Source organism: Eximiradius sp. (assembly GCA_937127445.1).
Classification (GTDB): Bacteria; Bacteroidota; Ignavibacteria; order Kapaibacteriales; family UBA2268; genus JAKIZO01.
Window position 1 is genome coordinate 62449 of sequence record CAKZLY010000013.1, and the last position, 21434, is coordinate 83882.

At 38.1% G+C, this 21434-nt stretch carries 27 protein-coding genes; 13 read left to right on the top strand and 14 right to left on the bottom strand.

Annotated elements, in window-relative coordinates:
- Positions 1-17: 17 nt before the first annotated feature.
- From AC6QZF_RS02475 to AC6QZF_RS02495, 5 genes are read right to left on the bottom strand one after another with little or no spacing between them, the layout of a single operon-like run.
- Positions 18-626 carry a hypothetical protein gene (locus AC6QZF_RS02475; protein ID WP_499798296.1) on the bottom strand — a complete coding sequence of 203 codons (609 nt, stop codon included), beginning with the start codon at positions 624-626 and terminating at the stop codon, positions 18-20.
- A 7-nt stretch (positions 627-633) separates the two neighbouring features.
- On the bottom strand, positions 634-1251 hold the full coding sequence (gene tmk / locus AC6QZF_RS02480) for a dTMP kinase (RefSeq protein WP_499798297.1): 618 nt from the start codon (positions 1249-1251) through the stop codon (positions 634-636).
- An 8-nt stretch (positions 1252-1259) separates the two neighbouring features.
- A complete protein-coding gene (gene rsmI, locus AC6QZF_RS02485; protein ID WP_499798298.1) occupies positions 1260-1952 on the bottom strand; it encodes a 16S rRNA (cytidine(1402)-2'-O)-methyltransferase in 693 nt (230 codons plus the stop codon).
- The gene (gene tadA, locus AC6QZF_RS02490) at positions 1945-2409 is read right to left on the bottom strand and encodes a tRNA adenosine(34) deaminase TadA (protein ID WP_499798299.1); all 465 of its coding nucleotides are present in this window, start codon (positions 2407-2409) and stop codon (positions 1945-1947) included. The genes rsmI and tadA overlap by 8 nt, the downstream gene beginning before the upstream one ends.
- 2 nt (positions 2410-2411) lie before the next feature.
- Positions 2412-3335, bottom strand: a complete 924-nt coding sequence (locus AC6QZF_RS02495; protein ID WP_499798300.1) for a hypothetical protein — start codon at positions 3333-3335, stop codon at positions 2412-2414.
- Between the two features lie 139 nt (positions 3336-3474).
- Between AC6QZF_RS02495 and fumC the strand changes: the two genes are divergently transcribed.
- Complete coding sequence (fumC, locus tag AC6QZF_RS02500; RefSeq protein WP_499798301.1) at positions 3475-4866, top strand: class II fumarate hydratase; 1392 nt, start codon at positions 3475-3477, stop codon at positions 4864-4866.
- A gap of 143 nt (positions 4867-5009) precedes the next feature.
- Here fumC and AC6QZF_RS02505 read toward each other — a convergent pair whose 3' ends face one another.
- Genes AC6QZF_RS02505 through purS form a run of 7 tightly spaced genes read right to left on the bottom strand, consistent with a single transcriptional unit; the run spans position 5010 to position 9476 of the window.
- Positions 5010-5903: a DUF58 domain-containing protein gene (locus AC6QZF_RS02505; protein ID WP_499798302.1), complete on the bottom strand. Its 894-nt coding sequence runs from the start codon at positions 5901-5903 to the stop codon at positions 5010-5012.
- Positions 5904-6560 carry a fumarylacetoacetate hydrolase family protein gene (locus AC6QZF_RS02510; RefSeq protein ID WP_499798303.1) on the bottom strand — a complete coding sequence of 219 codons (657 nt, stop codon included), beginning with the start codon at positions 6558-6560 and terminating at the stop codon, positions 5904-5906.
- A gap of 49 nt (positions 6561-6609) precedes the next feature.
- Complete coding sequence (gene gatA, locus AC6QZF_RS02515; protein WP_499798304.1) at positions 6610-8010, bottom strand: Asp-tRNA(Asn)/Glu-tRNA(Gln) amidotransferase subunit GatA; 1401 nt, start codon at positions 8008-8010, stop codon at positions 6610-6612.
- Complete coding sequence (gene tatA, locus AC6QZF_RS02520) at positions 7994-8305, bottom strand: twin-arginine translocase TatA/TatE family subunit (protein WP_499798305.1); 312 nt, start codon at positions 8303-8305, stop codon at positions 7994-7996. Before tatA (AC6QZF_RS02520) ends, gatA begins: the two co-directional genes overlap by 17 nt.
- Positions 8306-8316: 11 nt before the next feature.
- Entirely contained in the window at positions 8317-8493 is a 177-nt protein-coding gene (gene tatA / locus AC6QZF_RS02525) for a twin-arginine translocase TatA/TatE family subunit (RefSeq protein ID WP_499798306.1), read from the bottom strand.
- 26 nt (positions 8494-8519) lie between these two features.
- A complete protein-coding gene (gene purQ, locus AC6QZF_RS02530; protein WP_499798307.1) occupies positions 8520-9218 on the bottom strand; it encodes a phosphoribosylformylglycinamidine synthase subunit PurQ in 699 nt (232 codons plus the stop codon).
- A 3-nt stretch (positions 9219-9221) separates the two neighbouring features.
- On the bottom strand, positions 9222-9476 hold the full coding sequence (gene purS, locus AC6QZF_RS02535) for a phosphoribosylformylglycinamidine synthase subunit PurS (protein ID WP_499798308.1): 255 nt from the start codon (positions 9474-9476) through the stop codon (positions 9222-9224).
- A gap of 239 nt (positions 9477-9715) precedes the next feature.
- Here purS and cas6 point away from each other — a divergent pair, with 239 nt between their 5' ends.
- Positions 9716-10591, top strand: a complete 876-nt coding sequence (gene cas6, locus AC6QZF_RS02540) for a CRISPR-associated endoribonuclease Cas6 (RefSeq protein WP_499798309.1) — start codon at positions 9716-9718, stop codon at positions 10589-10591.
- A 73-nt stretch (positions 10592-10664) separates the two neighbouring features.
- On the opposite strand, the gene dapB is transcribed toward cas6, so the two are convergent.
- Entirely contained in the window at positions 10665-11420 is a 756-nt protein-coding gene (dapB, locus tag AC6QZF_RS02545; protein WP_499798310.1) for a 4-hydroxy-tetrahydrodipicolinate reductase, read from the bottom strand.
- Positions 11421-11567: 147 nt separating this feature from the next.
- On the opposite strand from dapB, the gene AC6QZF_RS02550 reads away from it, so the two are divergent.
- The 10 genes from AC6QZF_RS02550 to AC6QZF_RS02595 are packed head-to-tail and all read left to right on the top strand — an operon-like array spanning position 11568 to position 19653.
- A complete protein-coding gene (locus tag AC6QZF_RS02550; protein ID WP_499798311.1) occupies positions 11568-11981 on the top strand; it encodes an RrF2 family transcriptional regulator in 414 nt (137 codons plus the stop codon).
- A 10-nt stretch (positions 11982-11991) separates the two neighbouring features.
- Positions 11992-13437: a Fe-S cluster assembly protein SufB gene (gene sufB, locus AC6QZF_RS02555; RefSeq protein WP_499798312.1), complete on the top strand. Its 1446-nt coding sequence runs from the start codon at positions 11992-11994 to the stop codon at positions 13435-13437.
- 37 nt (positions 13438-13474) lie between these two features.
- The gene (gene sufC / locus AC6QZF_RS02560; RefSeq protein ID WP_499798357.1) at positions 13475-14215 is read left to right on the top strand and encodes a Fe-S cluster assembly ATPase SufC; all 741 of its coding nucleotides are present in this window, start codon (positions 13475-13477) and stop codon (positions 14213-14215) included.
- Positions 14196-15527 carry a Fe-S cluster assembly protein SufD gene (sufD, locus tag AC6QZF_RS02565; protein WP_499798313.1) on the top strand — a complete coding sequence of 444 codons (1332 nt, stop codon included), beginning with the start codon at positions 14196-14198 and terminating at the stop codon, positions 15525-15527. Before sufC ends, sufD begins: the two co-directional genes overlap by 20 nt.
- Positions 15524-16753, top strand: coding sequence for an aminotransferase class V-fold PLP-dependent enzyme (locus AC6QZF_RS02570; protein ID WP_499798314.1), 1230 nt, complete (start codon positions 15524-15526; stop codon positions 16751-16753). The genes sufD and AC6QZF_RS02570 overlap by 4 nt, the downstream gene beginning before the upstream one ends.
- An 8-nt stretch (positions 16754-16761) precedes the next feature.
- Positions 16762-17229 (top strand): Fe-S cluster assembly sulfur transfer protein SufU, encoded by a 468-nt coding sequence (gene sufU / locus AC6QZF_RS02575; protein WP_499798315.1) that lies wholly within the window; start codon positions 16762-16764, stop codon positions 17227-17229.
- Complete coding sequence (locus AC6QZF_RS02580; protein ID WP_499798316.1) at positions 17226-17549, top strand: iron-sulfur cluster assembly protein; 324 nt, start codon at positions 17226-17228, stop codon at positions 17547-17549. The genes sufU and AC6QZF_RS02580 overlap by 4 nt, the downstream gene beginning before the upstream one ends.
- 17 nt (positions 17550-17566) lie before the next feature.
- Complete coding sequence (locus AC6QZF_RS02585; RefSeq protein WP_499798317.1) at positions 17567-18634, top strand: 2Fe-2S iron-sulfur cluster-binding protein; 1068 nt, start codon at positions 17567-17569, stop codon at positions 18632-18634.
- Positions 18635-18645: 11 nt separating this feature from the next.
- Positions 18646-19026, top strand: coding sequence for a HesB/IscA family protein (locus tag AC6QZF_RS02590; RefSeq protein ID WP_499798318.1), 381 nt, complete (start codon positions 18646-18648; stop codon positions 19024-19026).
- 24 nt (positions 19027-19050) lie between these two features.
- Complete coding sequence (locus AC6QZF_RS02595) at positions 19051-19653, top strand: nitroreductase family protein (RefSeq protein ID WP_499798319.1); 603 nt, start codon at positions 19051-19053, stop codon at positions 19651-19653.
- Positions 19654-19741: 88 nt separating this feature from the next.
- On the opposite strand, the gene AC6QZF_RS02600 is transcribed toward AC6QZF_RS02595, so the two are convergent.
- Complete coding sequence (locus tag AC6QZF_RS02600; protein ID WP_491814660.1) at positions 19742-20425, bottom strand: response regulator transcription factor; 684 nt, start codon at positions 20423-20425, stop codon at positions 19742-19744.
- Between the two features lie 410 nt (positions 20426-20835).
- Between AC6QZF_RS02600 and AC6QZF_RS02605 the strand changes: the two genes are divergently transcribed.
- The gene (locus AC6QZF_RS02605; RefSeq protein ID WP_499798320.1) at positions 20836-21405 is read left to right on the top strand and encodes a DUF3109 family protein; all 570 of its coding nucleotides are present in this window, start codon (positions 20836-20838) and stop codon (positions 21403-21405) included.
- Positions 21406-21434: the final 29 nt, after the last annotated feature.

Here is a 21434-nt window from a genome sequence, read left to right on the forward strand (position 1 = left end):
CAATTTTGTATATATTATTACTTTGAATAATTAAGCTTGTAGTTTACACCAATTGCTAAACTCATTAAGTGAGGATACCCTGGGACAAACGATACAGCAAAATCTAAACGCTCAGAAAAAGTATATTTATATTCAAACTCGCCACCGTACCACAAAAATATGTATTGCCATTTGTCATTAGCATCCCCTAAAAAAAAATGAGGATTAACGTATCCATCCAATTCAAGCCAATTCCTTCTGTAAACAAAGGTTGGACCAATTCCACCAAATAAACTATGTCTATCGATTTTAAAAATTTTCGCCCTAAGACCAATATGCGAAAACCCTCCTAATCTTTCGGCACAATCAGCATACAAAGCTTGAACTAATTTTAAAGAGAGAAAATCTTTATAGATAAACTTCTCGTAAATTAATTCGCCACCGAGATTCATTACTAAATATGCATTTTTGTCAAGTTTATTGGGCATTAATTTGGCATTCGCCTTTTCACCTTTTGGATGAATGCTCAGACCAAAGAATTTAATACCTATATTATCTTGTGGGTAAATTTCTGAATATGGAAGAATACAAAAAATTAAACATAAAATGAGCCGAAATTTTCTTTCAAACATATTGATGATAAGCATAAATCCACTATTTTGAAAAACCTTCGAAAAAATTGTCGAAAACTTCGCATACCTTTCGAGCAGTTTCTTGTCGAGAACCGCTTGCATCAATAAGGATAAATCTATCAGGTTCTTGGTTGGCAATATAGTTGTAGCCTTCTATAACTTTTAAGAAAAATTCATCACCCGCTTTTTCAATTCTATCGAATTCCTGACGTGAAGTTCTGCGTTTTGACTCGTCGAGGGAAATGGATAGGTAAATTGTAAGATTTGGTATAAGCCCGCCGGTTGCAAATAAATTAAGCTTTTGCACCAAATCGAGAGGTAAACCTCGCCCAAATGCTTGATATGCAGTAGTAGAATCATAGAATCTATCGCAAATTACAATTTTACCTTGTTGGAGTTCAGGCTTAATGATTGTATCCACAAGATTTGCACGAGCGGCTTCGAACAACAATAGCTCCGAGCGAGCTCCAACTTTATGCTTGGAAGAAAGCAGGATTTTACGTAATTGTTCCGAGAAATCGCTACCACCTGGTTCGCGCATAGTTACAACTGTTAAACCTTTGCTTTCAATATATTCTTTTAGCAACTTAATCTGGGTTGTTTTTCCACAACCATCTATTCCTTCGAACGTTATGAGCATAAGAAAACCTATTTTTTCCCTTCTAAAATAACAACAAATTCACCTTTGAAGTTACTTTTATTTTTAATTATTTCTTTAACTTCTGCAATAGATCCACGAATAAACTCTTCGTAAATCTTAGTTAGTTCGCGAGCCAAGCAAATCTGCCTATCAGCAGTTGCTATGTCATGTAATTCATCAAGCAATTTATGAATCCGATAAGGAGATTCATACATCACAGATGTCATATCTAAATCAACAACTTTTTGAAGGAATGTTTTTCGTCCTTTTTTGTGAGGCGGGAAACCGAAAAAAGCAAATTTATCCGCTGCAATTCCGCTTGCAACAATTGCAGTCAAAAATGCTGATGCACCGGGGAGAGATACAATCTGAATGTTTCTTGCAATTGCTTCTCGCACAACAGCCCAACCTGGATCAGAAATAATTGGAGTGCCAGCTTCGCTAATTAGTGCAACGCTTTTTCCACTTTGGATTTTATCGACTAATTCGCCGGCGCGAGCTCGTTCATTATGCTCGAAGTAGCTAATGAGCAACTTCGGTTCAATTTCGAGCAATTTCAGCAATTTAGATGCAGTTCTGCTATCTTCGCAGGCAATAATATCGCATTGTTTCAACACTCGCACAGCTCGAAAAGTAATATCTTCAAGGTTTCCAATAGGAGTAGGCACAATATACAAAGCAGGAGCAATCGAGTTATCCATTTTTCCTTTCCCGCAATTTTTTAAAGAAGTTTTTCAGCAATAGCGAACATTCTTCTTCGCATATGCCACCAAGGACATTAAGCCTGTGATTAAGTCTTGCATCAGAAGTAATATTATAAAGGCTTGCGGCTGCACCTGCTTTGGGGTCGAACGCACCGAAAACAAGCCTTCGCAAGCGGGCAAGGACAATTGCACCGCTGCACATAGGGCAGGGTTCAAGAGTAACGTAAATATCGCAATCGAGTAGATGCTTGTGGCCCACTTTTTTAATAGCGCGTTCTATTGCAATAATTTCAGCATGAGCAGTAGAATTATTCCTTTTCTCCACTTGATTATATCCACGAGCGATTATTTCGCCGCCCTGAACAATTATTGCACCGACGGGTACATCTTCCGATGCCGAGCATTTTCTTGCTTGCTTGATTGCTTCTTTGATATAGTATTCATCGGACTTCATAGTTAAAAGCGATATCCAAGCATTACATTGAAAACACCATCGCCAAAAGCATTTTTGCCGACAATATTAATATTATAGCCAGTATTGATGAAAACATTGTTATCGAACAATATATTAAATCCAGCACCCACTTGCAAAGTTTCTTCGTTTAGCGGACGGCGCCTTAGATTAAATTTGGGCAGTTTTAAATTATCGCCGAGCGGGAGGAAATAATGCCCAAAGAACAAAAGTTGAGTGCCAGGAACAGACACAATGCCAAGCTTTGTATTAAAAATAAATCTTGGTTTTAAATCTTCGTCGCGCCAGTTATACAAACTGCCAAGCTCGAAATTGATATTATCAATAGTTTGCTTAAAATTAGCACCGGCAATGAGTTCGAAAGCACCATCACAAAGAAAATCATAATCGGGGTCGTCTTGCCCACGATAATATCCAAACGGTACATATACACCACCAACCAAAGACACGGCTGTTTCACCATCTATAATCGCATATTCACCCGTTAGCTTCAAATTTTCCACTTGAAACATATTGAAATCGGCTTTGGTTGCCTGTCTATAGTTAGAATCGTAAGTATATTTTTCATTATAGTTTGAATAAACAAAAGATAATTCAGCGTTTAATGTAAAGTTTTTTGTTGCTCTCCATTTGAAATTAGGGATAAAATAATATCTTGAAAGTTGAAATGTATATTTTTTATATCCAATTATTGTGTCATTTTTGATAATTGGCACAGTATCAACTGCTCGAGACACAATATTTCCTTTGCTGCTGAAATAAGTAGATGCATTACTCATCTTGTAATCAAACGATAATTCAAATTTCGGCAATTCTTTTTGCTTTGGTCGCTGCACTTTTAAAGGTTGCGGGAAAAGATTAGCCGACGTCACAATCAATAAAATTCCAAAAAACAATAATTTACGCATAGCAACTCCATACAAACTTTTAAAATTAAGAAAAAATAGAATAAATCAAAAGTTTAATTAAACTTGAACTTCTCGATTGTATCATAATATAGTTGAGAAAAATACGTTTTTTAATTTTTAAACTTGTTTTGGAAGAAAAATGGCAACACGTATCGAAAAAGACACAATGGGCGAAATTGAAGTCCCTAATGAATTTTATTATGGGGCTCAATCAGCTCGTTCATTAATCCATTTTGCAATTGGGACTGAAAAAATGCCCCGCCCTATAATTCGCGCAATGGGTATATTAAAAAAGGCAGCAGCACTTGTGAACTCTGATTTGGGAATTCTGCCAAAAGAAAAAGCAGAACTAATTGTAAAAGCAGCAGACGAAGTAATCGAAGGAAAACTTGACGCGCATTTCCCGCTTTCAATATGGCAAACAGGTTCCGGTACACAAACCAATATGAACACAAACGAAGTGATTTCCAACCGCGCCATTGAAATTGCTGGTGGGGAACTCGGAAGCAAAAAACCTATTCATCCAAACGACGATGTAAATAAATCTCAAAGCTCTAACGATACTTTCCCAACCGCAATGCACATTGCCGCAGCGGAGGAAATTGTTCGAAGGCTTATTCCTGCCGTTTCAAAATTGCGTGATACGTTAGCAAAGAAGTCCGAAGAGTTCAAAGACATTATTAAGGTTGGGCGGACACACCTGCAAGATGCTGTTCCTCTGACACTTGGACAAGAATTTTCTGCTTATGTTCATCAATTAGACAAAGCTCTGGAACGACTAAACAAAGTTTTACCCGATTTATACGAGCTTGCAATTGGTGGGACTGCCGTTGGAACGGGACTGAACGCACATCCCGAATTTGCAGAATGCACTGCAAAAAAAATTTCTGAGCTGACGGGATTGCCATTTGTTTCGGCACCGAACAAGTTCGAGGCACTTGCTGCACACGATGCACTCGTTTTTGCTCACGGTGCATTAAAAACACTTGCCGCATCGCTAATGAAAATCGCCAACGATATTCGCTGGCTTGCTTCGGGTCCACGTTGTGGTTTAGGCGAAATTAGCATACCGGAAAATGAGCCTGGTTCATCGATTATGCCGGGGAAGGTCAATCCCACTCAATCCGAGGCAATGACGATGGTATGCGTTCAGGTTTTTGGCAATGATACTGCAATTAATTTTGGGGGTGCTTCGGGCAATTTCGAGCTGAACGTGTTTAAGCCGGTGATAATCTATAACTTTTTGCAAAGTGTCCGTTTGCTTGCAGATACCTGCTTGATGTTCGAAGAGCACTGCGCCAAAGGCATCGAGCCAATCAAAGAAAAAATCGACTACTACGTGCAAAATACATTAATGCTTGTTACAGCACTAAATCCTTATATCGGCTATGACAATGCTGCAAAAATTGCTAAACACGCACATAAAAATAAACTCACTTTAAAACAAGCAGCTATCGAACTTGAAATTCTCACAGAGGAAGAATTTGATAAATACGTACGCCCTGAAAAAATGCTCGGACCAAATTTATAAACAGTCGAATAATTTTATCTACTACGAATAATCGGTTGTAAGGAAGTTATTCTCAAATTAATAGAGATAACTTCCTTTTTAATTTAAAGCATACTTTTCAGGTAATTGACTTGTGATACAACAATAAACGAGAATAAACAAATCTACATTTTCTTGCGCTTCACAAGATAGCTCGAAAGTGCATAGTCGTAGCTTGAAGAGGTATCGAGTAGATTATAATCAATCTGGTGGTTCAAGCATTCTTTTTTCAGGAAATGAATATAATCATTGACAGCATTTTTGTAAGCAAGTTGAATTTGGTAAGGGTTAGTAAGCATAGTTTCTCCCGACTCCATATCGACAAAATTAGCTGGAGAACCAACTTTAAAATCAATTTCGCGAGGATCGAGAACATGGAAAACAATTACTTCGTGTTTTTTATGGCGGAAGTGTTTCAGAGCGGTTAAAATTTCGTCAGGATTATCGAAGAAATCGCTGAAGACAATAACAAGCCCACGTCGGCGAATTTTCTCGGCGAGCAAGTTCAGAGCGGAAGCAGTTCCTGTATCGTTTGCAGGAGTATTTTGCTCTAAGGCTTTCAGAATTTGACGCATATAAGAAGGCTTCGAATTCGGTGGAAGAAAAGTGCGAATACCGTTGTCGAAAAGAGTAAGTCCAATGGCATCTCTTTGCTGTATCATAAGCAAAGACAAAGCAGCTGCAAGATATGCAGAATACTCATATTTCGAAATATTTCCGTTCGAAGCATAAGCCATCGAACGACTCGCATCAATTGCAATTGTGCAACGTAAGTTTGTTTCTTCCTGAAATTCTTTAACGTAATATTTGCCAGTGCGTGCAAATACTTTCCAATCAAGATATTTAATTTCGTCTCCTGGGCGGTAAGCGCGATGTTCGGCAAATTCTACGCTGAAACCGTGGTAAGGCGAACGGTGCAATCCGGTGATGAACCCTTCAACTACAAGACGGGCAATAAGTTCCAAATTCCCAACTTTTGCAACGGTTTTCGGATCTAAATACTTACGGTAGTCATTCATTTATTCTTCGACGCCAACGTTTAATTCAACATAACCACATAGTATGGCTTTAAGTTTGTCGCCAACAGCAATTGGTCCAACTCCTTCGGGTGTACCTGTAAAGATAATATCGCCTTCTTCGAGATAATAAACTGACGAAAGAAAAGCTACGAGTTCTTCAATGCTACGCTCCATTTGCGAAGTGTTTACTTTTTGGCGAAGAGTGCCGTTCTGGTAGAGCTCAATATCGAAAAAGTTTGATGTAATTTCGGCTGCAGGAACAATTTTCGAAATAGGTGCACTTGTTGCAAACCCTTTTGCAATAGCCCAGGGATGACCGTTTCGTTTTGCTTCGGCTTGAAGATCTCGCATAGTTACGTCAATGCCCACACCATAGCCAGCAATGTAATCCTTTGCCTGTTCTTTCGCGATATTGTGACAATCCTTGCCAATGACGGCAACAAGTTCGCACTCGTAATGGACATTACTGGAAATCTTTGGAAGGATTATATTATCACCATCATATACAATTGAGGAAGGTGGCTTAATAAAAATAATTGGAGAAGTTGGCACAGCCGAACCCATTTCGCGAGCGTGAGTAGCATAGTTTTGTCCAACGCAGTATGCTACGCCTGCTTGCAAAGCATTACCGTTTGTGAAAAATAGTTTCTTTCGCATAATTCACGATTGTTAAAAAGTTATTAGACTGTTTGCAATCAAAATAATTTTATTTTAATAAAGCATTTGATAATTGCAATAGTATATCCTCGTTAAAATGTTTTGATTGCAATTGCAAGCCAATCGGCAAACCATTCGAAGGCGACCCAGCAGGGAACGAAATCGCAGGTATTGCACCAAGATTTGCAGATATTGTAAATAAATCGGAATAATACATTGCAATTGGGTCGTTTATTTTTTCTCCAATTTTAAATGGTGGAGTTGGAGTTGTCGGCATAAGTAGAACATCTACTTCATTAAATATTCTATTATAGTCGTTATAAATCAAGCGTCGTGCTTTTTGAGCTTTTGTGTAGTAAGCATCATAATAGCCAGACGATAGCACAAAGGTGCCGAGCATAATGCGGCGTTTGACCTCCATACCAAAGCCTTCGGAACGAGTACGAGTAACAAAGTCGCCTTCGCCTTCTGCCCGAAAACCATAACGAACTCCATCATAGCGCGACAGGTTGGACGAAGCTTCGGCAGTTGCTAAAATATAATAAGTCGGTATCCAAATATTTGGATTTGTAAATGATATTTCCTTAGGTTGACCACCGAGAGATTTTAATTTTTCTACATAGAAATCATAAGCTCTAACAATATCTTCGGAACAATTATTTAATAATTTGTTGCTTATTACTCCGAAAGTAAATTTTTCGGGCAAATTCTGTAAGTTATCGAAGGTTTGCGATGGTGAAATATTCGCACAGGTACTATCTTTTGCATCAGAACCTGAAATCACATCGAGCACACGAGCAGTATCATCTGCATTCGAAGCCAAAATACCGATTTGATCCAGAGATGAAGCAAAAGCAACAAGTCCCCATCGGGAAATACGTCCGTAGGTTGGTTTAAGTCCCAAAGTACCGCAAAAAGCAGCAGGTTGGCGCACTGAACCACCTGTGTCTGAACCCAGTGCAACGTGGCAAAGCCCAGCAGCGACAGCAGCAGCCGAACCACCCGACGAACCACCGGGTGTGTATTCGTTATTGATTGGATTTAGCACGTTCCCGAAATAAGAGGTTTCGTTGGAACTTCCCATAGCAAATTCGTCTAAATTTGTTTTGCCGATGATTATAGCGCCCTCAGCCATCAAGCGTTCCACAGCAGTAGCATCATAGATAGGCTCGAAATTTTCAAGCATTCGCGAGGCACAAGTTGTTCGTATGCCTTTTGTCGAAATATTGTCTTTAATGGCAACTATCATACCTTCGAGCTTGCGGGGATTTCCATCCAAGAAGCGTTTATCGCTTTCAGCAGCCTGGGCAAGTGCTTTTTCGTTGCAAACAGTAATGAAAATATTTAAATGCCTATTTTCCCAAATTTTATCGAGAATTTCCTTAGTAAAATCGACACAAGTTGTCTCTTTATTTTGGATTTTCTTTAAAAAATCACTGTATTTTATCATTTCCCTGATTCCCTTGATTTTCTTGATTTTTAGGTAATTCCTGACGAATTAAATTTTCAGGTTTAACAGATGCATCGCTGCTGCTATTTACAATTTCTTTTTTAACAACATTAATTTCGTCGGAGACTTCCTGCTGAATCTTGCTTATTTGCGTTTGAATTTCGGATTGAGCCTGACGGAACTGCCGAATACCTTTTCCCAGAAATCGAGCGACTTCCGGAATTTTCTTCGGACCGAAAAGAATAATTATAGCGAGCAAAATTAGCAGAAGTTCGCCGCCGCCAACATCAAACACAACGATGCTCCCTATGGTTCAATTTTTTTGTTATCCTTGTTCTCATCTTCTTCAATTGACGAAGCCTTTTTAAATTCTTTAATCCCAGTGCCAAGCCCACGCATAAGCTCTGGAATTTTTTTTGCGCCGAACAGCACAACAATAATGAGCAAAATTATCAGAATTTCAGAAAAACCCAGAGAACCCATAAAAGCCAATGCCTCCATAACAACCTTTATTTAGAATGAATATAATTAGCAATTGATTTAAAAATAATAAGTCCATCGTCGCAACCAAGAATTTCGTCGGAATAGCGTTCGGGATGTGGCATCATACCTAATACATTGCCTTTTTCGTTAATTATGCCGGCAATATTGTTGATTGAGCCGTTTGGATTAGCCATGTCGGTAATTTCGCCCTGCTCGTTTGAGTAACGAAAGACAATTTGATTATTGTCTTCTAAGCGTTTAATAGTATCAGCATCAGCAAAATAGTTGCCCTCGCCGTGAGCAATTGGAATACGCAGGACAGCATTTTTTTCGATTAAGTTAGAAAATGGAGTCGTTGTGTTTTCCACGCGAAGCCAGACGTCCTTACAAACAAATCGCATATTTGTATTGCGAAGAAGCACACCGGGCAAAAGTTGAGCCTCGGTAAGAATTTGAAATCCATTGCAAATACCAATTACAAGACCGCCACGGTTAGCAAAACCAACGACCGACTTCATAATCGGCGAAAATCGAGCAATAGCACCGCATCGCAGGTAATCACCATAGGAAAACCCACCGGGAATAACAATGCAATCTATATCGTTTGGAATTTGTGTGTCCTTGTGCCAAAGATTAACAACTTCTTCGCCCAAACAGGTTTGAGTAGCAAAAATTGCATCGTGGTCGCAATTTGAACCAGGAAAAGTAATTACGCCAAATTTCATTACTTAAATTTCCTTCAATTCAATAAAATAATCTTCGATAATGGGATTGGCAATAAGTTGCCTGCAAGCTTTATCAATAATTTCGAAGGCTTGCTCTTGTGTTTCAGCAGAAATTTCAGTTGTAACGAATCGTCCGATACGCACGTGGGCGATTTCGGGAATGCCCATAGAATGCAAAGCGTTCTCAACAGTTTTGCCTTGAACATCAAGTATACCTTCGCGTAAAGTAATTTTAACTTCGGATTTGAATTTTTTCATTATTCTTGCTCAATTAATTACAATAAGTCTTTACAAATTAATAAAAAAAATAAAATTATCCTAATTGACAAAATAACATAAAAAAATATGAAAAAATTATTAAAATATATTTGCATATATGATTATTTTTTATTAACTTATTTTTAAGAGTTCTTTTCCTCACTTTCTTCATTCAAAGTCGTCGAGCGACTTTTTCGCCGCGTTATTTAATTGACTTGTTTAATAATCAGTGGTACGATATGAGATTAGAATTTATACTTAATCCGAAAGAGTTGCGATTTTCCATCCCAATCAACTACAACTATTTGCTTTTTAGTTCAATTGTAAATATTCTTTACTATTCGCCTGTAAAATTTCATCCCTGGGTTTCCGACAACCAAAAAGCCACTCGGATATTGCCCAACAATAAGCTTTTCACTTTTTCCAAATTGATATGTCCAAACTCAAAAGTATCTCAAACTTCATATTCAGGGTTTGGAGACGTGAAACTACTTTTCTCAGCACCGATTGAAGACGATTTAGCCCCGGTTATTATATCAACTTTTAAATCACGCGAAGTGTTGAAAATTGAGAATTACAATGGGTATTCGGAATTTTATTTCAAAAGCATCAAGCAATTGCCGGAACCTGAATTTGAAGACGAAAGGAAGTTCGTAATGCTTTCTCCAACAATAATTTCAAAAGTTATGTTCAGCAATGGGAATAAAATTTTGCATTTTTACAGAATAAACGAAAGCGAAACAGCAGGAGCAATTGCCTATAATTTACGCCGAAAATACGAAATAATTCACAAAGCACAATATAAGGGAAGAATTGAGGTAGAGTTTGATAGCGAATATGTTGAAATAAAAGGCGGAAGCGAAGGAGTTAGCAAGCTTGTAACAATACGAGAAGGTTCCGATGAAGAATATAAGCTCAAAGGATTTATCGCACCTGTTACAATTCGTAGCGAACCCGAAATTCTACGAATAGCATATCAGTGCGGTATTGGTGAATTCAACTGCTTGGGGCTCGGGATGCTCGAAACAGTCCTTGCGAAATCAAAGAAAAAATCAGAATTTTTTGAGAATAATTCAGTCAAAAGCAAAGAAAAAGTGGAGTGCATACCTGTGTGATTTATAAAAATGTAGGTGCGTATGTCAATACGCACCTACATTTGATATATTTAAGTGAATTAATGAAATAAATTTATTCGCGTTCGGCGAACCAGATTTGGTCAAGAATATCATCGAATTTGAAAACACCCTTTTTGCCGTTAATCCACGAAGCAGCAAGCAGTGCACCAGCAGCAAATGCTTCGCGGTTTTTTGCATTGTGGGTAAGTTCGATGGTATCCACTGGTGAGTCAATTGTAACCGTGTGCTTGCCTAAATAATCCCCGGCTCGAATGCTCGAAATTTGAAGCATCTCGGGCAAAATTGCACCTTCGGGGTTTCCAAATAGAAGCTGGTTTTTGTGCTTGAATTCACGTAATACTATTTCTCCAAGCGAGATTGCAGTACCTGACGGAGCATCTTTTTTACGTTTATGGTGCGTTTCAACTATAAAAATATCATAACCAGGAGCCAAATTTATCAATTTCGAAGCAACTTGGACAATTTTCATAAAAATGTTCATTCCGATAGAAAAATTTGGGCTCCATAGCATCCCGACGTCATATTTCTTAACTATATTTGTAACTAATTCCAGACTATCATACCAACCGGTTGCACCAATGACAAAATTTTTACCGTTTTTTGCAAGAACACAAGCATTATCATAAACAGCTCGACCAATTGAAAAATCAATAGCGACATCAAAATCAAATTTTGTTTCTTCAACTATTGGATTATCAATATCATATTTAGCAACAACTTCAAAGCCATTGCCCAAAGCGGCCTTCTCGATTTCGTGCCCCATAGTTCCATAGCCAATAATTGCTAATTTTGGAAGTTCAGTGCTCATAAATTCTCCTTGAAAAAATATTAGGTTAATTTAAATCTTAAACGTATTTTTCATTGAAATAGTATAATTTCATTAAATTCCGATAAAAATAATCGTATTTTTGTAACGTCAATAAACTCAATTGAACGATAAAATAAGTTTGAAACGATGATAAAATTATCAAAAAAAGTTGAATATGCAATATTGGCATTGCAATACATTGCAGAAAACAGTTCGAAAACAAACACAGCAAAAGAAATTGCTGGGAAATTATCTTTGCCCTACGATTTTTTGTCCAAGCTTTTGCAAACATTGATGAAAAAAGGCTTGCTGGTGTCTCAATTGGGGGTAAAAGGCGGTTATAAATTAGTGAAACAAATAAGTGAAATTACAGTAGAAGAATTAATGAACGCACTCGACGAGCGTTCAAGCATTGTTGATTGTGCCGATGGTGACAGCAACTGCTGCTCGCGCACTGAAATTTGTGATATTCGCAGTCCGATTATGACCCTGCAAGAGCAAATAAATAACATTTTTAAAAATACTACAATTGCAAATTTGAAGAACAATATAAATATATAGGTTAAGAGTTATGGAAGAGAACAATAATATTCTGGGCAATTTAGCAGAGAATGAATATAAATACGGCTTTGTGTCAAGCATTGAGCAGGAACTTGCTCCAAAAGGCTTGAACGAGGACATTATTCGCTTCATTTCTGCAAAGAAGAATGAACCGGGTTTCTTGCTCGAATGGAGGTTGCGGGCTTTTCACCATTGGCAAAAGATGAAAGAACCAAACTGGGCTAAGGTAAAATACCCACCAATTGATTACCAGGATATTCATTATTATGCAGCACCCAAAAACTTCAATAAATATAAGAGTTTGGACGAAGTAGATCCTGAAATTTTGAAGACATACGAGAAACTGGGTATTCCGCTTGAAGAGCAGAAGCGGCTTGCAGGAGTGGCAGTTGATGCTGTGCTCGATAGTGTTTCTGTTGCAACAACATTCAAGGAAAAGCTGGAAGAGTTGGGGATTATTTTCTGCCCAATTTCCGAAGCAGTACATACTCATCCCGAACTTGTAGAAAAATATCTGGGAAGCGTTGTCCCATACACTGACAACTACTTTGCAGCACTAAATTCAGCAGTGTTTAGCGATGGTTCGTTTGTGTATGTCCCGAAAGGGGTGCGTTGCCCGATGGAGCTTTCGACTTATTTCCGTATAAATGCTTCATCGACTGGGCAATTTGAACGAACTTTGATTATTGCAGATGAGGGCAGTTATGTAAGTTATCTAGAAGGTTGTACAGCACCAATGCGTGACGAAAACCAACTTCACGCAGCAGTGGTCGAGCTAATTGCCCATAAAAATGCTGAAATAAAATACTCAACCGTTCAAAACTGGTACCCCGGCGATAAAGAAGGCAAAGGTGGAATTTACAATTTCGTCACAAAACGTGGACTATGCGAAGGCGAAAATTCAAAAATAAGCTGGACACAAGTCGAAACAGGTTCGGCTATTACTTGGAAATACCCAAGTTGCGTTCTCAAAGGCGATAATTCGGTGGGTGAATTTTATTCTGTTGCTCTGACAAATAATTTTCAGCAGGCGGACACAGGCACAAAGATGATACATTTAGGAAAAAATACCAAAAGCCGAATAGTATCGAAAGGTATTTCTGCGGGACGCAGTGATAATAGCTATCGCGGTCTTGTTAAAATAAGCAAAAAGGCGGACGGCGCTCGCAACTTTTCACAGTGCGACTCTCTGCTGCTGGGCGATAAGTGCGGTGCTCACACCTTCCCATACATTGAAGTTGCCAATCAAACAGCGATAGTAGAACATGAAGCAACAACTTCGAAAATTTCCGAGGATATTATCTTTTATCTCAACCAACGCGGGATATCGACAGAAGACGCTGTTGCATTGATTGTTCACGGTTATGCAAAAGAAGTGCTAAATAATCTTCCTATGGAATTTGCTGTCGAAGCAAAGAAACTGCTTTCAGTTAGTTTGGAAGGTTCGGTTGGATAATTAATTAACAATTAGTATAAAGGATTTAAAAATGGCATTGTTATCAATAAAGAACTTAAAAGCAAAAATCAACGATACGGAAATTTTGCACGGTATCGATTTAGAAATTAATCCGGGCGAAACTCACGCAATTATGGGTCCGAACGGTTCGGGCAAAAGCACACTTGCGTCGGTGCTTGCGGGCAAGCCCGGTTACGAAGTAACAGAAGGCGAAGTGCTGTTCAACGGGAAGAACTTGTTTGAAATGCAACCAGAAGTACGTGCACGCGAAGGAATGTTTCTGGCATTTCAGTATCCCGTGGAAATACCGGGCGTTTCGAATACAAATTTGATTAAATCTGCTGTCAATGAAATAAGAAAATATAGGAATTTAGAACCACTTGACGCATTCGATTTTATCTCGATGATAAAAGAAAAGGCAGCAATGGTTGAAATAGAACAATCGTTTCTGAACCGTTCAGTCAATGAAGGTTTTTCTGGTGGCGAAAAGAAACGCAACGAAGTTTTTCAGATGGCTATGCTTGATCCTGTGCTTGCAGTGCTGGACGAAACAGACTCAGGGCTGGATATTGACGCTCTTCGTATTGTTGCTAACGGTGTAAATAAACTTCGTCGCCAGGACAACTCTTTCCTTGTGATTACTCATTACCAGCGTTTGCTCAATTACATTGTCCCTGATTACGTTCACGTTCTATACAAAGGGCGTATTGTGAAATCTGGCGGTAAAGAACTTGCTCTCGAACTCGAAGAGAAAGGCTATGACTGGATTAAAGATTAACACGGGTGTAACAATGGAAATTAAAAGTAAATTTATTGAGAACTTTGCGAATAAGTTCGACACATATTTGAAAGTGTCCAATTTACCCGAAGAAATTACTCAATTCAAAGCAAAGGCTTTCGAGCGTGTTCTATTAGACCAGATCCCCACTCCAAAAATGGAAGAATGGAAATACACCAATCTTGCATTTTTGAACAAATTTAATTTTGATTTAGCAGCTTTGCCAACCCTTGATTGTAAAACAGTGGATAAATTTATTTTTCAGGGCTTAAAGGCAAATGTGCTTGTTTTCAACAATGGTAAATTTTGCAAAGAATTTTCTATAATTATTGACGAGGCTCTGGAAATAGAAACACTATCGCAAGCTTTGTCGAATGGATTTGTAGGAAATAATTTAAAGTTCGAACTTGTAAGCGATGTATTTACAAATCTGAATGCTGCATTTTTCGAAGATATTACCTTTATCAGAATTAAGAAAAACGCAATAATAAAGCATCCTGTGCATCTGTTGCAAATTTTTGATGGAAATTTGTCGCAAACTTCAATTTTTCCGAGGACTTATATTTCAGTAGAAGAAAATGCACAGGCAAAATTCATTGAAACTTACCAAAAAATTGGGGAATTCGACACTCTTTCAGCAAGCTTGACTGAAATTAAAATTGCCGCGTTTGCTCGATTTGACTTTGTGAGAACGCAAATTTTGCCTGATAATCACATTTTCTTTGGTCAAACAAACGTCGAGCAGAATAGAAATTCAGTATTCAACGATATTACTTTTACTCTGGACGGGAAATTTATCCGCAATAATCTAAATACAAAGTTCGTTGGTGAATATGCCGAAACACATTATTATGGCTTTTATTTTGCGGATAAAATCAATTATATTGATAATCATACGTTTATGGACCACGCATTTCCAAATTGCTTCAGCAATGAGATATACAAAGGCATAGTTGGCGATAGTGCAACTGCTGTGTTCAACGGCAAAATTTTGGTCAGGCCCGATGCACAAAAGACGAACGCATATCAATCTAACAAAAATATATTGCTATCGGACAATGCAACAATTAACGCAAAACCTGAACTTGAAATTTATGCCGACGACGTGAAATGTTCGCATGGTGCAACTTCTGGCACACTCGATGAAGAACAGTTGTTTTATCTGCGTTCCCGCGGAATCAATTACGAAAATGCTCGAAATTTGCTACTTGCAGCTTTTGGCGAAGAAATTATTGAAAAAATTGAAATACCGCAGATACAAAATATGCTATCAGAACTATTTGAAAGCAAACTTGTAGGAAAACTACAATGAGCAATATTGATGAAAGATTATTAGAAATTCGTCAGGATTTTCCTGTGCTAAATAGGTTGGTGTATGGCAAACCGCTGGTGTATCTTGATAATGCAGCAACAACACAGAAGCCAAAATGTGTGATTTCTGCAATTTCTGATTACTACTTGAACTATAATAGCAATATCCACCGCGGTGTCCATAGGCTAAGCCAAGAAGCAACCGATGAATACGAAAAATCGCGTAAAATTATCAAAGAATTTATCAATGCTAATAATACAAATGAAATAATTTTCACTCGTGGCACAACCGAAGGAATAAATTTGGTTGCTCATAGTTTTGTGCGTCCTCGATTGAGCAAAGGCGACGAAATACTGATTACTTATATGGAGCATCACTCGAACATAGTTCCGTGGCAGATAGTTTGCGAAGAGACCGGTGCAAAATTAGTCGTTGCACCAATTAACGATGCTGGGGAACTAATTTTCGAAGAGTTTGAAAAATTGCTCACTGAAAGAGTTAAATTTGTTTCGGTTGTGTATGTATCGAATTCGCTCGGAACAATTAATCCGATAGAGGAAATTATCAAAAAAGCACATTCGAAGGGGATTCCTGTGCTAATTGATGCCGCACAATCAATACAGCATATGAAAATCGATGTTCGCCGTCTCGATTGCGATTTTTTGGCGTTTTCGGGGCACAAAATTTATGGGCCAACGGGCATTGGAGTGCTCTACGGCAAGGATGAGCATCTTGACAAAATGCGTCCCTATCAGGGAGGCGGCGATATGATTAAATCTGTTTCGTTCGTGCGAACTATTTACAACGATTTACCATATAAATTCGAGGCAGGAACGCCAAATATAGAAGGGGCAATTGGGCTTGGGAAAGCAATTGAATATGTTAATCAAATTGGCTTCGACTTTATAATAGAACACGAGAATCAATTGCTCGAATACGCACAGGAAAAATTATCAGAAATAGATGGACTAAAAATAATTGGTACTGCTTCACGAAAAGCAAGTGTTGTTTCGTTCGTGCTTGAAAATGTACACCCGCACGATGTCGGAACAATGCTCGATGTAGATGGAGTTGCTGTTCGGACGGGACATCATTGCACGGAGCCAATTATGCGGCGCTTCGGGGTGCCTGCAACAACTCGTGCTTCCTTTGCTTTCTACAATACAAAACAAGAAATTGATATTTTAGCCAATTCAATTCAAAAAGTAATAAAAATGTTTAGTTAGGATTTGTGATGGAAGAATTAAAAGAATTATATCAACAGGTGATCTTAGACCATAACAAGAATCCACGTAATTTTGGGGAATTACCTACTTGCAATCGCCACGCGGAAGGGCACAATCCGCTTTGTGGCGACCAAATAGAAGTATTCATTTTGGTCGATGAGGACACAGGCAAAATTGAAGACGTAAGGTTCAAAGGTGCGGGCTGTGCTATTTCGAAAGCCTCAGCTTCGATAATGACAACACTGCTGAAAGGCAAGACAATCGAGGAAGCAAGGAAATTATTCGAACAATTTCATAAAGTTGTAACCTCAGACCCATCGTCTAATACAGATGTAATAAATTTAGGGAAACTTGCTGTTTTTTGTGGGGTACGTGAGTTCCCAGCACGTGTAAAATGTGCAAGCCTTGCCTGGCATACAATGTTAAATGCACTGGATAATCATACTACTACAAAAGTTAGCACGGAGCAATTATGAGCGAGAGCTACATTTCACCTCAGGAATTAGAAGAAAAAATAATTAATGAAATAAAAGGTATTTACGACCCTGAAATACCTGTAAATATTTACGATTTAGGGTTGATTTATGATATTGCAATAACTGAACAGAACGAAGTTGTTGTGCTGATGACACTTACTTCTCCAAATTGTCCCGAAGCGATTGGATTGCCTGCCGAAGTGCAGGAACGAATTAAGCAAATCGAAGGTGTCAAAGATGCGAAAGTCCTACTAACTTTCGATCCACCCTGGGACAAATCAATGATGAGCGAAATTGCTCGTTTCGAACTTGGTTTTTAACAATTAATGTGAATAATATGGCTATTGATTTTCATAGATTAAGAGTTAGTGAAATAATCAGAGAAACGCCAGAAGCAGTTTCTATTGTTTTCGAATTGCCAGAGGAATTGCAATCGGTTTTCACTTACAAGCCGGGTCAATATCTTACAATAAAATTACCTGATGGCAATACAGCAGAGCGCCGAGCGTATTCGATTTCGAGTTCGCCACACTGGGACGAGCCAATTATGATTACAGTCAAGAAACTTCCAGAAGGTAATTTGTCGGTATATCTAAATGAGAAATTGCAAGTTGGTGACTATTTAGATGTTATGCCGCCGCTTGGTGCGTTCGTACCTGATTTCGAAACAAAACCGAATGCGAACTATGTGCTTTATGCCGCCGGAAGTGGAATTACACCTATTTTTTCAATATTAAAATCAATTTTGAAAGTAAAAGAAAAATCTAAGATTCTATTGCTATATTCGAATAGAACACTTGAATCAATAATTTTCCACAAGAAATTACTTGAACTTGAACAACAATATAGCAGTAGATTGAAGATGATTTTTGGGCTAACGCGATACGACAACAACTGGCAAGGCCATAAAGGTCGCTTTACAACGCTAAATCTGACTGCACTATTGCAGAAGAATGCCCCTGATTTCCGAGAGCGTGAGCATTTTCTGTGTGGTCCATCGGGGATGATGCGACAGGTGCTCGATGCTCTGGAAATACTCGCAGTGAACAAAGCGAGAATTCACAAAGAATCTTTCACTGCCGAGGAAAGCATTTACCATAATGAGGCGAAAAAGCCCGATGTCGAAATATTACCAAGACGCATAAAAATTAAACTATACGGCGAAACGTTTGAGATAAATGTTGAGCCAGAAGATACGATTGTAAGTGCTTTGCAAAAAGAAGGATATATGCCACCGTATAGCTGTCAAATTGGGGCTTGCTCGACTTGTCGTGCAAAATCAGTAAGCGGAAGCTTCTATATGGATATATGCGAAGCGCTTACCGAAGAAGAAAAGAAAAACGGCTACATTCTTACTTGCCGTGCTCACCCACTTGAAGATAATTGTTTTATTGATTATGATTAAAGGAGAAACAAATGGAAGAAATTCGCACAGATTGCGAAAGAATTATCCCTGATATTGAGGGAATAGATACATCTGATCATATATTTGTCTCAGAGCGAGCCATCGAGGCAATATCGCAGATAAAAATCGAAAACAACATCCCAGATGATATGTTCATCCGAATTGCTACAAAAAGCGGAGGTTGCAGCGGTATGAACTACATCATTGGCTTTGATACTCTGCAAAACGACAACGATATTACTTACAAGGTTCGTAATCATACATTTATCGTCGATAGAAAAAGTATTTTTTACCTAATGGGCGTTACACTCGACTACATCGAAGATGAACGCGGCAAAGGCTTTGTGTTCGATAATCCTTACCACGAAAAAACATGTGGATGTAGCCATTAATAATTAAAAATAATGAGGCGAATAATGATAGAGAAACCAGCACAAACAAGCATAGAAATCAATGAATTAAGCAAGAAGAGGTGGAGCCCCCGTTCGTACGATGCAAATCGTCCGGTAAGCCGCCAGCAAATACTTTCTTTGTGCGAAGCTGCGCGATGGGCGCCATCGTGTTACAATGACCAGCCGTGGAAATTTATCATTTGCGATAAGTTCACAAACAAAGATGCCTACGATAAACTATTCAGCTGTCTTGTAGAGCTCAATCAAGGTTGGGCAGTAAATGCACCTGTTTTGATTGCTGTTGTTGCAACAAATAATTTCTCATTTAATGGGAAAGAAAATCGTTGGGCACAGTATGATTGCGGCGCAGCAGCGGTAACATTAGCCTATGAAGCAGTTAATCAAGGACTTGTAATTCATCAAATGGGGGGCTTCGATGCTGAAAAGCTAATGAAAGAATTTTCGATACCAGACGACCACACACCAATGGCAGTAATAGCAGTTGGTTATCAATCTGAGATTGAGAAATTGTCAGAGCAGTATCAAAAAACTGAAAAAGCAGAGCGCAGCCGTCGTCCACTGAACGAGAATTTTTATTTATCTGATTGGGGCAAAGGAATAGAATAATTTTTTTGAATAAATAATTATTTCGTTCACAATAAATAAAAAGGCGTTTGACTTGGTCAAACGCCTTTTTTCGCAGAAAACTGCACCATTAGTCGTCGGGATTTGTTTCTCTCATTCGGTAACCAACTCCACGAATGCTTTGAAGGAAGGGTTTGCCGTCATCTTTTTCAATTTTTTGACGTAAACGTTTAATATATACGTCGATAATGTTCGATTCCGGGTCGAAATTGTGTTTCCATACGTGTTGAGTGATAGTGGAACGGCTGAGAATACGATTTTTATTGCGCATAAGATATTCCAGAAGCGAATACTCCTTTGTGGTGAGTTCAATTTCGCGACCATTTCGATATGCAAGGTGCGAAACAGTATCAAGGACAAGATCGCCGCAGCGCAATTTGGTTGATTTCTCGGGGCTGCTACGACGCAAAATCGAGCGTAGTCGTGCAGCAAGTTCCTCAAAGCTGAAAGGTTTCGGTAAATAATCGTCTGCACCTAAATCAAGACCAGTTACTCTGTCTTCGGTTGTTCCACGAGCAGTAAGCATAAGAATTGGTGTCGAGACACCACTATCACGTAATTCTTTCAAAACAGTAAACCCATCTTTGCCGGGGAGCATTACATCGAGCAAAATAGCATCGAAATGATTGTTCATTGCCATTTCGATAGCAGCAACTCCATCGCCCGCCACTTCGACAACGTAGCGGTCTTCTTCAAGTCCGTGTTTGATGAAGTTTGCCACCTTTCGTTCGTCTTCAACAACTAAAATTCTCATTTTCCCTCCTGATTTTGATAATTGAGTAAATAATATTCAATATTTAACTCCTAATTTTTATACATAATAAGTTAATTGTCCATTCATAATTATTTTTTATTAATATAACTATTAATCGAAAATATCGCAAAAGTATTTTTAATTATTTTTTAATAATTCATATAAGTTAATAATATAAAGAACAAAATATAGATTGTATAATTTCTATATTTTTCAGATAATTACACAAGATATTTTAATTGTTTTTTTATAGATGTCCTAATTTTGTCTTTCATTTTTTTGAGTTATAAAAAAACTCTTTAATTAATAAACGAATTATGAAGATATGTTCATTAAAAACTTGTAATTTGTTATTAGAATTTATTTTAATTATTTTTACTTTGTTGATTTTATTAATATATAGGTTGCTTATGTATCAATTTGACAACTTATTAATTGACGAAAATATAGTTTCTACCTATTTCGCCTGCAATTTGAAAAAATGCAAAGGTGCGTGTTGCACTTTCCCCGGTGAATATGGGGCACCGCTTTTGGACGAAGAAATCGAAGCAATTGAAAACTGCCTTGAAGAAACAAAAAAACATTTATCAAAGCGCTCGCTGAAAGTGCTCGAAAGAGATGGCTTTTACGCAGGGAAGCCGGGGAAATACACAACTGTTTGCATAGACAAGCGAGACTGCATCTTTGTTTATTACGATGGCGATGTTGCCTTGTGTGCTCTCGAAAAAGCATATAACGAAGGCAAAACAAAATTTAAAAAACCGCTCTCGTGCCATCTGTTCCCAATTCGCGTCGGGAATTTTGGCGGAAAATATATATATTACGAAAAAATCGAAGAATGCAACCCAGCAATCGAAAACGGGAAAAGCAACAGAATTTTTATGATTAATTTTTTAACTGAACCGCTCGAAAGATTTCTTGGCAAGGAAAAATTATGCCATTTTATCGATTTTTGTAACAATTGCAAAAATAATATTTAAACTAAATTCGTTATTTATTACTGATGTAT

What these genes read in the sequence shown, in the direction of transcription:
- AC6QZF_RS02475 (WP_499798296.1), bottom strand. Translation starts at nt 626, where the DNA reads ATGCTTATCATCAATATGTTTGAAAGAAAATTTCGGCTCATTTTATGT.
- tmk (WP_499798297.1), bottom strand. Translation starts at nt 1,251, where the DNA reads ATGCTCATAACGTTCGAAGGAATAGATGGTTGTGGAAAAACAACCCAG.
- rsmI (WP_499798298.1), bottom strand. Translation starts at nt 1,952, where the DNA reads ATGGATAACTCGATTGCTCCTGCTTTGTATATTGTGCCTACTCCTATT.
- tadA (WP_499798299.1), bottom strand. Translation starts at nt 2,409, where the DNA reads ATGAAGTCCGATGAATACTATATCAAAGAAGCAATCAAGCAAGCAAGA.
- AC6QZF_RS02495 (WP_499798300.1), bottom strand. Translation starts at nt 3,335, where the DNA reads ATGCGTAAATTATTGTTTTTTGGAATTTTATTGATTGTGACGTCGGCT.
- fumC (WP_499798301.1), top strand. Translation starts at nt 3,475, where the DNA reads ATGGCAACACGTATCGAAAAAGACACAATGGGCGAAATTGAAGTCCCT.
- AC6QZF_RS02505 (WP_499798302.1), bottom strand. Translation starts at nt 5,903, where the DNA reads ATGAATGACTACCGTAAGTATTTAGATCCGAAAACCGTTGCAAAAGTT.
- AC6QZF_RS02510 (WP_499798303.1), bottom strand. Translation starts at nt 6,560, where the DNA reads ATGCGAAAGAAACTATTTTTCACAAACGGTAATGCTTTGCAAGCAGGC.
- gatA (WP_499798304.1), bottom strand. Translation starts at nt 8,010, where the DNA reads ATGATAAAATACAGTGATTTTTTAAAGAAAATCCAAAATAAAGAGACA.
- tatA (WP_499798306.1), bottom strand. Translation starts at nt 8,493, where the DNA reads ATGGGTTCTCTGGGTTTTTCTGAAATTCTGATAATTTTGCTCATTATT.
- purQ (WP_499798307.1), bottom strand. Translation starts at nt 9,218, where the DNA reads ATGAAATTTGGCGTAATTACTTTTCCTGGTTCAAATTGCGACCACGAT.
- purS (WP_499798308.1), bottom strand. Translation starts at nt 9,476, where the DNA reads ATGAAAAAATTCAAATCCGAAGTTAAAATTACTTTACGCGAAGGTATA.
- cas6 (WP_499798309.1), top strand. Translation starts at nt 9,716, where the DNA reads ATGAGATTAGAATTTATACTTAATCCGAAAGAGTTGCGATTTTCCATC.
- dapB (WP_499798310.1), bottom strand. Translation starts at nt 11,420, where the DNA reads ATGAGCACTGAACTTCCAAAATTAGCAATTATTGGCTATGGAACTATG.
- AC6QZF_RS02550 (WP_499798311.1), top strand. Translation starts at nt 11,568, where the DNA reads ATGATAAAATTATCAAAAAAAGTTGAATATGCAATATTGGCATTGCAA.
- sufB (WP_499798312.1), top strand. Translation starts at nt 11,992, where the DNA reads ATGGAAGAGAACAATAATATTCTGGGCAATTTAGCAGAGAATGAATAT.
- sufD (WP_499798313.1), top strand. Translation starts at nt 14,196, where the DNA reads ATGACTGGATTAAAGATTAACACGGGTGTAACAATGGAAATTAAAAGT.
- AC6QZF_RS02570 (WP_499798314.1), top strand. Translation starts at nt 15,524, where the DNA reads ATGAGCAATATTGATGAAAGATTATTAGAAATTCGTCAGGATTTTCCT.
- sufU (WP_499798315.1), top strand. Translation starts at nt 16,762, where the DNA reads ATGGAAGAATTAAAAGAATTATATCAACAGGTGATCTTAGACCATAAC.
- AC6QZF_RS02580 (WP_499798316.1), top strand. Translation starts at nt 17,226, where the DNA reads ATGAGCGAGAGCTACATTTCACCTCAGGAATTAGAAGAAAAAATAATT.
- AC6QZF_RS02585 (WP_499798317.1), top strand. Translation starts at nt 17,567, where the DNA reads ATGGCTATTGATTTTCATAGATTAAGAGTTAGTGAAATAATCAGAGAA.
- AC6QZF_RS02590 (WP_499798318.1), top strand. Translation starts at nt 18,646, where the DNA reads ATGGAAGAAATTCGCACAGATTGCGAAAGAATTATCCCTGATATTGAG.
- AC6QZF_RS02595 (WP_499798319.1), top strand. Translation starts at nt 19,051, where the DNA reads ATGATAGAGAAACCAGCACAAACAAGCATAGAAATCAATGAATTAAGC.
- AC6QZF_RS02600 (WP_491814660.1), bottom strand. Translation starts at nt 20,425, where the DNA reads ATGAGAATTTTAGTTGTTGAAGACGAACGAAAGGTGGCAAACTTCATC.
- AC6QZF_RS02605 (WP_499798320.1), top strand. Translation starts at nt 20,836, where the DNA reads ATGTATCAATTTGACAACTTATTAATTGACGAAAATATAGTTTCTACC.